Origin of the sequence: Ihuprevotella massiliensis, assembly GCA_900095835.1 — a bacterium.
In the GTDB taxonomy this organism is placed as follows: domain Bacteria; phylum Bacteroidota; class Bacteroidia; order Bacteroidales; family Bacteroidaceae; genus Alloprevotella; species Alloprevotella massiliensis.
In genome coordinates this window covers 2,375,642-2,390,526 of sequence record LT608321.1, presented here as the reverse complement: position 1 = coordinate 2,390,526, position 14,885 = coordinate 2,375,642, and the positions used below count along the sequence as shown (strand labels likewise).

General features: G+C 44.0%; 7 protein-coding genes. All 7 read left to right on the top strand.

All coding sequences use genetic code 11. The features are described from left to right. Positions 1-48 precede the first annotated feature (48 nt). Positions 49-7,308: a DUF6531 domain-containing protein gene (locus BQ2633_RS09610; protein WP_083234024.1), complete on the top strand. Its 7,260-nt coding sequence runs from the start codon at positions 49-51 to the stop codon at positions 7,306-7,308. Between the two features lie 13 nt (positions 7,309-7,321). After that, entirely contained in the window at positions 7,322-7,840 is a 519-nt protein-coding gene (locus BQ2633_RS09605; RefSeq protein WP_075566736.1) for a DUF4303 domain-containing protein, read from the top strand. Positions 7,841-7,997: 157 nt separating this feature from the next. After that, positions 7,998-8,693 carry an RHS repeat domain-containing protein gene (locus tag BQ2633_RS11510; RefSeq protein WP_346048560.1) on the top strand — a complete coding sequence of 232 codons (696 nt, stop codon included), beginning with the start codon at positions 7,998-8,000 and terminating at the stop codon, positions 8,691-8,693. Further along, a complete protein-coding gene (locus tag BQ2633_RS09595) occupies positions 8,687-9,172 on the top strand; it encodes a hypothetical protein (RefSeq protein WP_075566732.1) in 486 nt (161 codons plus the stop codon). Before BQ2633_RS11510 ends, BQ2633_RS09595 begins: the two co-directional genes overlap by 7 nt. A 343-nt stretch (positions 9,173-9,515) precedes the next feature. Then, entirely contained in the window at positions 9,516-9,959 is a 444-nt protein-coding gene (locus BQ2633_RS09590) for a hypothetical protein (protein WP_176720118.1), read from the top strand. Between the two features lie 197 nt (positions 9,960-10,156). After that, positions 10,157-14,302 (top strand): RHS repeat-associated core domain-containing protein, encoded by a 4,146-nt coding sequence (locus tag BQ2633_RS09585; RefSeq protein WP_176720117.1) that lies wholly within the window; start codon positions 10,157-10,159, stop codon positions 14,300-14,302. Beyond that, positions 14,296-14,781, top strand: a complete 486-nt coding sequence (locus BQ2633_RS09580; protein ID WP_075566724.1) for a hypothetical protein — start codon at positions 14,296-14,298, stop codon at positions 14,779-14,781. Before BQ2633_RS09585 ends, BQ2633_RS09580 begins: the two co-directional genes overlap by 7 nt. Positions 14,782-14,885 lie beyond the last annotated feature (104 nt).

Below are 14,885 nucleotides of genomic sequence, written 5' to 3'. Positions count from 1 at the left end.
GAAGCATTTCCAGGAATCCCAACATACCCCTCATTGAAAAGTTAGCCTATGCTACCAGTAAATAATCATTGGACACCTGTTTTGGGGATAGACCTACATCTATCCGCCTCGGGGAATATGTTCCATCCTTATATAGGGATGGTCATAGATCCTTTTGATTATTTGCCTTTCATCGGTAGCAGTGTGCATATCAATGGAGTTAAACGAGGGGTTTCCGATACGAGCGGTGTTTTAGCAACACTACAACATATCCCTTTGATTGGACCATTTGTGATGGCTCCGCTTATAGGGCATGAGAGTATGAACTTCTTCGCCTCGGAGACGGTCTTTGCCGAAGGGACAAGGCTAAGCCCAAAGGCCTATATGACGATGACCTGTAATGATGTGGGGTTACCCTTGTCAGGTTCAGGCAAGATTGCCAAGAAGAAGTTTAAGTTTACTCCCACACTCTTTGCCCCGACGGCATTTTCTCTACCTCTCCCTATCCCAGCGGGCAAGCCCGTCTTATTGGGAGGACCGTATGTTCCGGATTGGGGAGGAGCATTGATGGGATTAGCCACAAGTGTAGGCTTTAGTACTTTCTTGAGCTTTGCTCCTGCATTGCTCAAGGCAATGAAGAAAGCAGGGAAGAAAGCTAGCACATCAGCACTGAAGAAGTCTAATAAAGCTCTTCGAAAGCTCTTTGGACCAAACAAGCTGAGTGATTGGCTGTGTAAAAAGGGGTTTGAACCTGTAAACCTCATCAATGGCTCTGTCATTTATGAAGGGAATGACTTTGGATTTCCTTCGATGCTTCCTTTATCATGGGAGCGAAGTTGGTACTCTGACTCTCAGTATAGAGGTTGGCTTGGTCATGGAGTGCATTGCTCTTATGATAGACGTGTTACTTATCTTCCCGAAGAGGAACTGCTGTCGCTTCGTTTGAGCGATGGACGACTAGCAACGTTTCCTGTGTTAGCTCCTGATGATAGCTTCTTCCATAAAGCGGAACGTATCACGCTAACACGTATTGCAGAAGGATATAAGCTCTATGAGCATAACAATCATCAGATATTCCTCTTCACTCAGTTGGGGACAGAGCAAGGGTATGATAGCTACTATCTCACACATATACTGGATGCTGATGGTCATTGTATACGATTTGAGTACAACTATGATGCTTTAGTTCAGATAACAGATGCTGTAGGACGTAGACTCTATGTGCGAAGTAATGCACAAGGATTCATCAGTCAAATAGAGCTTCGTCATCCCAATGATGAGCTAGAGACTTTAGTGCATTATCACTACGATGGCGAGGGAAATATGGTAGGCATTACCGATGCCCTGAATCAGACGACTCACATAGAGTACCTCAATCATCGAATGATTTCCAAGACTGACCGCAATGGCAATACTTTCTATTGGGAGTATGACCAAGAAGGTCGTTGTATCCATACACGAGGAGAGCATGGAGACCAAGAGGGTTGGATATACTATTACCCTACGGATGGATATAATGTGGTGAAGAATGCGCTTGGGCAAGAAACAATCTATCGTTATGACCCCAACCAGCTGGTTCGCTCGATAGTAGATCCTCTTGGTAATGTAAGCTACTTTGACTACACCGAAGATATGTATCCTTTTCGGGAAATTGACCCAGAGGGACGTATTACAGGTTGGTACTATGATGAGCGAGGCAATCAGATTGGTACAAGCTACCCTGATGGAACAAACAGCTATCAGATATATGATGAGCAAGAGCGTCTTGTCCTTATAATCTCTCCCAAAGGAGAGAAGCAAGTTTACATCTATGATAAGGAGCATACCCATCGTCTTAAACGAATCATCGATGAAGAAGGACAGGTAAGTATACTTAGCTATACACAAGAAGGTTACCTCCACCAGATAGAAAAAGGAGGACGAAGAATAGACCTTGAGTATGATGCTCAAGGGAATCTCAGCCGTTACTTCCTTGGGGGAGAACTTCTTCGTAGTTGGGAGTATGACTATCGAGGTCGTGTAATCACAGAGCAAGAGCCTTTGATTGCACCATTACGCTTTGAGTATGATGCTTTAGATAGAACAAGGCGTATTCATCGTCCTGATGGCAATACAATTGCCCTTCATTATGACAACTATGACAATGTCACAGAAGTCCAAGACTGCGATAGACATATCAAGCTGAGCTATACCCCTATGGGGAATGTTCGCACAAGAGAAGAGCGCGGACAAAAGGTAGAGTTCCTCTACAACAAGATGGAGCAGCTTTATCTCTTCAAGAATGAGCAAGGACAACATTATCGGTTCTTCCGTGATGACGCTGGGCGCATCAATAAGGAAATAGGCTTTGATAGGGTTATACGAGAGTTCATCCTTAACAAAGCAGGCGAAGTGGTACGAGTAGATCGCCCAGACAATCGTACGACAAGATTCGAGTACAACGCATTGGGGCGTGTCATCCGTGCAGAGTACTCCGATGGTACATGGGAAAGCTTTGGTTATGATAAAGATGGTCTCTTAAGTTCAGCGAAGAATGCCAGTAGCGAGGTCCTCTTTGAGCGAGACCGAAAGGGACGTATCATCAGAGAGAGCCAGTTTGTTCCTTATACAGCTTCAGAAGAGCATTTCCATGTCGATTCGCAATACGATATGTGGGATGCTCGTATTCACCTCAAGAGTTCTTTAGGTGCAGAGCAGGCGTTTGGATATGATGATAAAGGCTTACTCCATACTGTAGAAGCTCATGTATCTGTAGACACCGAACTCTCTGTAGCAAGAAGTTGGGAGAGTCGCATTCAGTATGATGTAGCAGGGCGTGAGATTGAACGTTTTGCTTTAGGAGGACTTCGGGTTCGCTCAGAGTATGACTCTGCCGGCATGCTTGCTGCTCGTAATAGCTATGTCGGCAAAGAGCTCTGCGCATATCGACGCTATTCATGGGCTCCCAATCATCGCTTGCGCTCTCTTAATTGCAATCTCACAGGTAAATCCCTCATCTATGCCTACGATGAGTTAGGTTTCTTGATACGTTCTTCCAAAGACGTGGGGGAATCGCTCTTTCGTACCCCTGACCTCCTCGGAAACCTCTACCGAGATCCCGAGCCAAGATACAGTAAAAGGCAGTATGGGCTGAGTGGACGTCTCCTCAAAGATGAGCAGTATTACTATCGTTATGATGGCGAAGGAAATCTTATCCACAAGAGTCCGCGCAACATACTTCAGCCTCCTCCCGACCGAGTTCCCGAGAATTGGTTGGATCGTCTCTTTATGCGAAGAAAACTGAGCAAGAAAGAGATAGAGAAGCATTATTCTTGGCAAGAGGGCGATACAGCTTACGAGTGGTATGGGAATGGTATGCTCAAGTCTGTCCGTCTTCCTAATGGTAAAGTAGTCAGCTTCGAGTACGATGCTCTCGGTAGACGTACTCTTAAGGAATTCCGAGGCATACGCTATCGCTATGCTTGGGATGGTAATGTCCTGCTTCATGAATGGAACTATCACAGCTGGACTAAGCCTATTCGGAAGAAGGATAAGTACGGTCGCTATAGNATGTATCCTTTTCGGGAAATTGACCCAGAGGGACGTATTACAGGTTGGTACTATGATGAGCGAGGCAATCAGATTGGTACAAGCTACCCTGATGGAACAAACAGCTATCAGATATATGATGAGCAAGAGCGTCTTGTCCTTATAATCTCTCCCAAAGGAGAGAAGCAAGTTTACATCTATGATAAGGAGCATACCCATCGTCTTAAACGAATCATCGATGAAGAAGGACAGGTAAGTATACTTAGCTATACACAAGAAGGTTACCTCCACCAGATAGAAAAAGGAGGACGAAGNTCTGACTCTCAGTATAGAGGTTGGCTTGGTCATGGAGTGCATTGCTCTTATGATAGACGTGTTACTTATCTTCCCGAAGAGGAACTGCTGTCGCTTCGTTTGAGCGATGGACGACTAGCAACGTTTCCTGTGTTAGCTCCTGATGATAGCTTCTTCCATAAAGCGGAACGTATCACGCTAACACGTATTGCAGAAGGATATAAGCTCTATGAGCATAACAATCATCAGATATTCCTCTTCACTCAGTTGGGGACAGAGCAAGGGTATGATAGCTACTATCTCACACATATACTGGATGCTGATGGTCATTGTATACGATTTGAGTACAACTATGATGCTTTAGTTCAGATAACAGATGCTGTAGGACGTAGACTCTATGTGCGAAGTAATGCACAAGGATTCATCAGTCAAATAGAGCTTCGTCATCCCAATGATGAGCTAGAGACTTTAGTGCATTATCACTACGATGGCGAGGGAAATATGGTAGGCATTACCGATGCCCTGAATCAGACGACTCACATAGAGTACCTCAATCATCGAATGATTTCCAAGACTGATCGCAATGGCAATACTTTCTATTGGGAGTATGACCAAGAAGGTCGTTGTATCCATACGCGAGGAGAACATGGAGACCAAGAGGGTTGGATATCTTACTATCCTAAGGATGGGTATAATGTGGTGAAGAATGCGCTTGGGCAAGAAACGATCTATCGTTATGACCCCAACCAGCTGGTTCGCTCGATAGTAGATCCTCTTGGTAATGTAAGCTACTTTGACTACACCGAAGATATGTATCCTTTTCGGGAAATTGACCCAGAGGGACGTATTACAGGTTGGTACTATGATGAGCGAGGCAATCAGATTGGTACAAGCTACCCTGATGGAACAAACAGCTATCAGATATATGATGAGCAAGACCGTCTTGTCCTTACAATCTCTCCCAAAGGAGAGAAGCAAGTTTACATCTATGATAAGGAGCATACCCATCGTCTTAAACGAATCATCGATGAAGAAGGACAGGTAAGTATACTTAGCTATACACAAGAAGGTTACCTCCGCCAGATAGAAAAAGGAGGACGAAGAATAGACCTTGAGTATGATGCTCAAGGGAATCTCAGCCGTTACTTCCTTGGGGGAGAACTTCTTCGTAGTTGGGAGTATGACTATCGAGGTCGTGTAATCACAGAGCAAGAGCCTTTGATTGCACCATTACGCTTTGAGTATGATGCTTTAGATAGAACAAGGCGTATTCATCGTCCTGATGGCAATACAATTGCCCTTCATTATGACAACTATGACAATGTCACAGAAGTCCAAGACTGCGATAGACATATCAAGCTGAGCTATACCCCTATGGGGAATGTTCGCACAAGAGAAGAGCGCGGACAAAAGGTAGAGTTCCTCTACAACAAGATGGAGCAGCTTTATCTCTTCAAGAATGAGCAAGGACAACATTATCGGTTCTTCCGTGATGACGCTGGGCGCATCAATAAGGAAATAGGCTTTGATAGGGTTATACGAGAGTTCATCCTTAACAAAGCAGGCGAAGTGGTACGAGTAGATCGCCCAGACAATCGTACGACAAGATTCGAGTACAACGCATTGGGGCGTGTCATCCGTGCAGAGTACTCCGATGGTACATGGGAAAGCTTTGGTTATGATAAAGATGGTCTCTTAAGTTCAGCGAAGAATGCCAGTAGCGAGGTCCTCTTTGAGCGAGACCGAAAGGGACGTATCATCAGAGAGAGCCAGTTTGTTCCTTATACAGCTTCAGAAGAGCATTTCCATGTCGATTCGCAATACGATATGTGGGATGCTCGTATTCACCTCAAGAGTTCTTTAGGTGCAGAGCAGGCGTTTGGATATGATGATAAAGGCTTACTCCATACTGTAGAAGCTCATGTATCTGTAGACACCGAACTCTCTGTAGCAAGAAGTTGGGAGAGTCGCATTCAGTATGATGTAGCAGGACGTGAGATTGAACGTTTTGCTTTAGGAGGACTTCGGGTTCGCTCAGAGTATGACTCTGCCGGCATGCTTGCTGCTCGTAATAGCTATGTCGGCAAAGAGCTCTGCGCATATCGACGCTATTCATGGGCTCCCAATCATCGCTTGCGCTCTCTTAATTGCAATCTCACAGGTAAATCCCTCATCTATGCCTACGATGAGTTAGGTTTCTTGATACGTTCTTCCAAAGACGTGGGGGAATCGCTCTTTCGTACCCCTGACCTCCTCGGAAACCTCTACCGAGATCCCGAGCCAAGATACAGTAAAAGGCAGTATGGGCTGAGTGGACGTCTCCTCAAAGATGAGCAGTATTACTATCGTTATGATAGCGAAGGAAATCTTATCCACAAGAGTCCGCGCAACATACTTCAGCCTCCTCCCGACCGAGTTCCCGAGAATTGGTTGGATCGTCTCTTTATGCGAAGAAAACTGAGCAAGAAAGAGATAGAGAAGCATTATTCTTGGCAAGAGGGCGATACAGCTTATGAGTGGTATGGGAATGGTATGCTCAAGTCTGTCCGTCTTCCTAATGGTAAAGTAGTCAGCTTCGAGTACGATGCTCTCGGTAGACGTACTCTTAAGGAATTCCGAGGCATACGCTATCGCTATGCTTGGGATGGTAATGTCCTGCTTCATGAATGGAACTATCACAGCTGGACTAAGCCTATTCGGAAGAAGGATAAGTATGGTCGCTATAGCTATAGTAGTCCTGAACCACTAACGAATGTCACGACATGGGTGTATGACGGACAAAGTCATACGCCTGTGGCGAAGTTTACCGAGGAAGATTGCTACAGCATTGTACAAGACCATCTTGGCACACCAACGCAAGCCTTTGATAGCCGAGGAAACAAGGTATGGGACTGTGCGCTGGACATCTATGGCGACATCCAAATGATAGAGGGGGATAGGGACTTTATCCCATTCCGCTTCCAAGGTCAGTATGCAGATGTGGAAACAGGCTTGTACTACAACCGCTTTCGCTACTACTCTCCTGAACTCGGCAACTACATTAGCCAAGACCCAATCCGAATGGCTGGGAACAACCCCACCCTCTATGGTTACGTCAAGGATACAAACTCTTGGCTGGACCCATTCGGACTGGATTGCAGTAAAAACGCAAAAAGATTGAGAGAGAATATGGCAAAAGAAGGACGTGTTGTAGGAGCAGGAGAAGCAGCTGGGCATATTGTTGCCTCAGGTGGTTCAAAAAAACACTTTGCACCTTCTGTTGAAAGCCGTTCCTTGTTAGAAAAGTATAATATTGATATCAATGATGCAGCAAATGGGATTCCTATAGGACATCCTAATCCTCATGGTTTTATGCATACAAAGAGCTTTCATTCATATGTGAAAGAAAGATTGTATTCTGTAGAAAAGAAAATGCATCTTTCCGGGATGGGGAAAAAAGCCACTCGTTCTGCGATAAGAAAAGAATTGCGGAATATAGGGAAAGATGTATTGAAGAAGATAAAATAAACACTATAATAGAATGGATGAATTGGTTTCTATTGTACAAGCTTGCACAAGATTAGCCTTTAGTGAATTATTTGGTAACAAAGAGCATTTTTACTATTGTGTTCTCCTCGTTACAGGCGAGGGATATGCTCCTACTATATCAGCTTGGTCCTGGGAAGCATTGAACAGAGAGTGCACAAAACAAGGAACTGAAGATCTTCGGAGCGAGCTTATGTGGTCTTACGCAGATTCTCCCTACTACGCTTTTGGGAAAGAATTCTTTTTGCCTGTGCAACACCATTTGAGTCTGCGACCATCAATTGACGAATTAAGTGATGAAGAGTGGGATAAAGAATGGCAAGATAGAATGCTTGCTTATGAACGAGCGATGAAGAATCTAGATGAAGAGGGTTTTTGGGGTCAGGGAGAAACTCGAAAGCAAGTGTATATAAATGTCGAATCAATGCCCATAGAAGAAGCAGATATATCAAGAGCTATAAGATTAAATCCCAGCTCAGAAATTCTAAAAGATTGGTTAAGCGATATGCAATAAGTATATAGAATTTATACGCTATCGCTATGCTTGGGATGGTAATGTCCTGCTTCATGAATGGAACTATCACAGCTGGACTAAGCCTATTCGGAAGAAGGATAAGTATGGTCGCTATAACTATAGTAGTCCTGAACCACTAACGAATGTCACGACATGGGTGTATGACGGACAAAGTCATACGCCTGTGGCGAAGTTTACCGAGGAAGATTGCTACAGCATTGTACAAGACCATCTTGGCACACCAACGCAAGCCTTTGATAGCCGAGGAAACAAGGTGTGGGACTGTGTGCTGGACATCTATGGCGACATCCAAATGATTGAAGGGGATAAGGACTTTATCCCATTCCGCTTCCAAGGTCAGTATGTAGATGTGGAAACAGGCTTGTACTACAACCGCTTCCGCTACTACTCTCCTGAACTCGGCAACTACATCAGCCAAGATCCAATCCGAATAGCTGGGAACAACCCCACGCTCTATGGTTACGTCAAGGACACGAATTCTTGGCTGGATCCATTCGGACTGGATTGTTGGAGCACAGCCCGAAAGAAGTTTTGGAAACGCGAGGCTTTGATTAATCCTCATAAATACTCTGCTCGAAACATTGCACGAATGAAGAAGGGAAAGGCTCCGATGATGAGGGTTGTGATTAGTAAATTTAATGTTGGACTCGAGGCGAAAGATATATCAATGGAATTACATCATTGGGCTTTACCACAGCGACTAAAAACCCCTAAGGCGAATGAGCTATGGAATTTAATACCTGCTACTCCATGGGGGCATGCCTCTATGGATTCGTATAAATATATAAACTATAAACTCTATAAAATTATAAAAAGCGTAAAAACATGGTAGATATTGCAGCTGTAAAGGAATTCATTCAGCATCCAGTGTATGTGTGCTTTATTGAAAGGCTACAAAAAGAGGGGGAATTGTCTATGAGTGAGAATCTCCCATCGTTGGCTATGTTGAACTCTAGTGCAAGGGTTATAAACAAGTCGAAGGTTAGTATAAAAGAATTACTTAACCTCCTGAGTGCAGAGAAAGAATCTTTGTATAGATATGTTCTCGCATACGTAGATAAAGTCTCAAAAGGTGATGATCTTGGGGATGAGTTTCCAGAAGGAGAAGAGCAAGACCCATCTGAAGCTCCTGATGATGTCGTACTTCTCCCATACGATAGAGATTTTGCCATATTTCCGGTGGTGTTATTCTATATAATCAAGAATCAGCCCAATGAGGTTTTACCTTTTTTAATGGCTTTGCGCCGGCCACATGCAAAGGCTAGAGCAAAGAAAGAGCTCCTATTCTACAAGGAGGTTCTTGGGGGGTAAATCCCTAAAGCAGTAGGAGACATCATTACATGCACATATCATAAGAGCCTTGCAGAACGTATTTGTACGCTATCTTCTACCGTTGACATATCTTCATGAATAAAACATTCGTATAGCTATACCTCCCAAACAAACCGATACAGGACACCACATGAACTTTTCTATCTAAATTTGCAAAACCAGTGGTGCACTTCCTAGTGGAAAATACTCCATGGGGGCATGCCTCTATGGACTCGTATAGATATATAGAGTATGAACTCAAGAAAGTTTTAAAAGGAGTGAATGTATGGTGAGTTTTACGGAAATAAAGGAGCTTATTCAGCATCCTGCCTATATTCGGTTTATGGAGCAAGTACAAAAATCATCAGGCGTATCTATTGAGGAAACGCTTCCTGATTTAGCTGGGTTAAACATCATTGCAAAGCGAATAAACGGAGCGAAGGTTAATGTCGATTTATTGCTGAATCTGATAAAGGAAGATGGAGATTGTTTACACAAGTATATTCTTGCTTGGTTGGATAGAGCTTCAAAAAGAATAGGACGGAAGCTTGACGAAGAGTATCCCGAAGGAGAAGAACAAGATGATTCTAGTGTCCCAAATAACGTTAGGGTTTTACCTCGTGACAGAGGATTTATTATCTACCCTATTATAGTGTATCATATAATAAAGAATAAGCATAACAAGCTGTTTGCTTTTTACAAGTGGCTACGCAAACCATATGCAAAAGCTCGTTCGGAGGAAGCAATTCGATTTTATGAAGAAGTTTTTGGAAAGGAAAAGCTCTGAATAGTCAAACGCAATGTCCTCCACTCACGTATGATAGCACTTTATGGTGTGCATTGGGATGCTAGTCCAAAGGAGGCGATGAAGCATTTCCAGGAATCCCAACATACCCCTCATTGAAAAGTTAGCCTATGCTACCAGTAAATAATCATTGGACACCTGTTTTGGGGATAGACCTACATCTATCCGCCTCGGGGAATATGTTCCATCCTTATATAGGGATGGTCATAGATCCTTTTGATTATTTGCCTTTCATCGGTAGCAGTGTGCATATCAATGGAGTTAAACGAGGGGTTTCCGATACGAGCGGTGTTTTAGCAACACTACAACATATCCCTTTGATTGGACCATTTGTGATGGCTCCGCTTATAGGGCATGAGAGTATGAACTTCTTCGCCTCGGAGACGGTCTTTGCCGAAGGGACAAGGCTAAGCCCAAAGGCCTATATGACGATGACCTGTAATGATGTGGGGTTACCCTTGTCAGGTTCAGGCAAGATTGCCAAGAAGAAGTTTAAGTTTACTCCCACACTCTTTGCCCCGACGGCATTTTCTCTACCTCTCCCTATCCCAGCGGGCAAGCCCGTCTTATTGGGAGGACCGTATGTTCCGGATTGGGGAGGAGCATTGATGGGATTAGCCACAAGTGTAGGCTTTAGTACTTTCTTGAGCTTTGCTCCTGCATTGCTCAAGGCAATGAAGAAAGCAGGGAAGAAAGCTAGCACATCAGCACTGAAGAAGTCTAATAAAGCTCTTCGAAAGCTCTTTGGACCAAACAAGCTGAGTGATTGGCTGTGTAAAAAGGGGTTTGAACCTGTAAACCTCATCAATGGCTCTGTCATTTATGAAGGGAATGACTTTGGATTTCCTTCGATGCTTCCTTTATCATGGGAGCGAAGTTGGTACTCTGACTCTCAGTATAGAGGTTGGCTTGGTCATGGAGTGCATTGCTCTTATGATAGACGTGTTACTTATCTTCCCGAAGAGGAACTGCTGTCGCTTCGTTTGAGCGATGGACGACTAGCAACGTTTCCTGTGTTAGCTCCTGATGATAGCTTCTTCCATAAAGCGGAACGTATCACGCTAACACGTATTGCAGAAGGATATAAGCTCTATGAGCATAACAATCATCAGATATTCCTCTTCACTCAGTTGGGGACAGAGCAAGGGTATGATAGCTACTATCTCACACATATACTGGATGCTGATGGTCATTGTATACGATTTGAGTACAACTATGATGCTTTAGTTCAGATAACAGATGCTGTAGGACGTAGACTCTATGTGCGAAGTAATGCACAAGGATTCATCAGTCAAATAGAGCTTCGTCATCCCAATGATGAGCTAGAGACTTTAGTGCATTATCACTACGATGGCGAGGGAAATATGGTAGGCATTACCGATGCCCTGAATCAGACGACTCACATAGAGTACCTCAATCATCGAATGATTTCCAAGACTGACCGCAATGGCAATACTTTCTATTGGGAGTATGACCAAGAAGGTCGTTGTATCCATACACGAGGAGAGCATGGAGACCAAGAGGGTTGGATATACTATTACCCTACGGATGGATATAATGTGGTGAAGAATGCGCTTGGGCAAGAAACAATCTATCGTTATGACCCCAACCAGCTGGTTCGCTCGATAGTAGATCCTCTTGGTAATGTAAGCTACTTTGACTACACCGAAGATATGTATCCTTTTCGGGAAATTGACCCAGAGGGACGTATTACAGGTTGGTACTATGATGAGCGAGGCAATCAGATTGGTACAAGCTACCCTGATGGAACAAACAGCTATCAGATATATGATGAGCAAGAGCGTCTTGTCCTTATAATCTCTCCCAAAGGAGAGAAGCAAGTTTACATCTATGATAAGGAGCATACCCATCGTCTTAAACGAATCATCGATGAAGAAGGACAGGTAAGTATACTTAGCTATACACAAGAAGGTTACCTCCACCAGATAGAAAAAGGAGGACGAAGAATAGACCTTGAGTATGATGCTCAAGGGAATCTCAGCCGTTACTTCCTTGGGGGAGAACTTCTTCGTAGTTGGGAGTATGACTATCGAGGTCGTGTAATCACAGAGCAAGAGCCTTTGATTGCACCATTACGCTTTGAGTATGATGCTTTAGATAGAACAAGGCGTATTCATCGTCCTGATGGCAATACAATTGCCCTTCATTATGACAACTATGACAATGTCACAGAAGTCCAAGACTGCGATAGACATATCAAGCTGAGCTATACCCCTATGGGGAATGTTCGCACAAGAGAAGAGCGCGGACAAAAGGTAGAGTTCCTCTACAACAAGATGGAGCAGCTTTATCTCTTCAAGAATGAGCAAGGACAACATTATCGGTTCTTCCGTGATGACGCTGGGCGCATCAATAAGGAAATAGGCTTTGATAGGGTTATACGAGAGTTCATCCTTAACAAAGCAGGCGAAGTGGTACGAGTAGATCGCCCAGACAATCGTACGACAAGATTCGAGTACAACGCATTGGGGCGTGTCATCCGTGCAGAGTACTCCGATGGTACATGGGAAAGCTTTGGTTATGATAAAGATGGTCTCTTAAGTTCAGCGAAGAATGCCAGTAGCGAGGTCCTCTTTGAGCGAGACCGAAAGGGACGTATCATCAGAGAGAGCCAGTTTGTTCCTTATACAGCTTCAGAAGAGCATTTCCATGTCGATTCGCAATACGATATGTGGGATGCTCGTATTCACCTCAAGAGTTCTTTAGGTGCAGAGCAGGCGTTTGGATATGATGATAAAGGCTTACTCCATACTGTAGAAGCTCATGTATCTGTAGACACCGAACTCTCTGTAGCAAGAAGTTGGGAGAGTCGCATTCAGTATGATATAGCAGGACGTGAGATTGAACGTTTTGCTTTAGGAGGACTTCGGGTTCGCTCAGAGTATGACTCTGCTGGTATGCTTGCTGCTCGTAATAGTTATGTCGGCAAAGAGCTCTGCGCATATCGACGCTATTCATGGGCTCCCAATCATCGCTTGCGCTCTCTTAATTGCAATCTCACAGGTAAATCCCTCATCTATGCCTATGATGAGTTAGGATTCTTGATACGTTCTTCCAAGGATGTAGGAGAATCGCTCTTTCGTACCCCAGACCTCCTCGGAAACCTCTACCGAGATCCCGAGCCAAGATACAGTAAAAGGCAGTATGGACTGAGTGGACGTCTCCTCAAAGATGAGCAGTATTACTATCGTTATGATGGCGAAGGAAATCTTATCCACAAGAGTCCGCGCAACATACTTCAGCCTCCTCCCGACCGAGTTCCCGAGAATTGGTTGGATCGTCTCTTTATGCGAAGAAAACTGAGCAAGAAAGAGATAGAGAAGCATTATTCTTGGCAAGAGGGCGATACAGCTTACGAGTGGTATGGGAATGGTATGCTCAAGTCTGTCCGTCTTCCTAATGGTAAAGTAGTCAGCTTCGAGTACGATGCTCTCGGTAGACGTACTCTTAAGGAATTCCGAGGCATACGCTATCGCTATGCTTGGGATGGTAATGTCCTGCTTCATGAATGGAACTATCACAGCTGGACTAAGCCTATTCGGAAGAAGGATAAGTATGGTCGCTATAGCTATAGTAGTCCTGAACCACTAACGAATGTCACGACATGGGTGTATGACGGACAAAGTCATACGCCTGTGGCGAAGTTTACCGAGGAAGATTGCTACAGCATTGTACAAGACCATCTTGGCACACCAACGCAAGCCTTTGATAGCCGAGGAAACAAGGTATGGGACTGTGTGCTGGACATCTATGGCGACATCCAAATGATTGAAGGGGATAAGGACTTTATCCCATTCCGCTTCCAAGGTCAGTATGCAGATGTGGAAACAGGCTTGTACTACAACCGCTTCCGCTACTACTCTCCTGAACTCGGCAACTACATCAGCCAAGATCCAATCCGAATGGCTGGGAACAACCCCACGCTCTATGGTTATGTCAAGGACACGAACTCTTGGCTGGACCCATTCGGACTGGATTGTTGGAGCACAGCCCGAAAGAAGTTTTGGAAACGCGAGGCTTTGATTAATCCTCATAAATACTCTGCTCGAAACATTGCACGAATGAAGAAGGGAAAGGCTCCGATGATGAGGGTTGTGATTAGTAAATTTAATGTTGGACTCGAGGCGAAAGATATATCAATGGAATTACATCATTGGGCTTTACCACAGCGACTAAAAACCCCTAAGGCGAATGAGCTATGGAATTTAATACCTGCTACTCCATGGGGGCATGCCTCTATGGATTCGTATAAATATATAAACTATAAACTCTATAAAATTATAAAAAGCGTAAAAACATGGTAGATATTGCAGCTGTAAAGGAATTCATTCAGCATCCAGTGTATGTGTGCTTTATTGAAAGGCTACAAAAAGAGGGGGAATTGTCTATGAGTGAGAATCTCCCATCGTTTACTATATTGAACTATAGTGCAGATATTATAAACAAGTCGAAGGTTAGTATAAAAGAATTACTTAACCTCCTGAGTGCAGAGGACGAATCTTTGTATAGATATGTTCTTGCATTCGTAGATAGAGTCTCAAAAGATGATGATTTTGAGGATGAGTTTCCAGAAGGAGAAGAGCAAGACCCATTTGAAGATTCCGATGATGGCGTACTTCTCCCATACGAAAGAGATTTTGCCATATTTCCGGTGGTGTTATTCTATATAATCAAGAACCAGCCCAATGAGGTTTTACCTTTTCTAATGGCTTTGCGCTGGCCACATGTAAAGGCTAATGCAAAGAAAGAGCTCCTATTCTACAAGGAGGTTCTTGGGGTGTGAAATCGCTAAAGCAGTAGGAGACATCATTACATGCACATATCATAAGAGCCTTGCAGAACGTATTTGTACGCTATCTTCTACCGTTGACATTTAGTATCTTCATG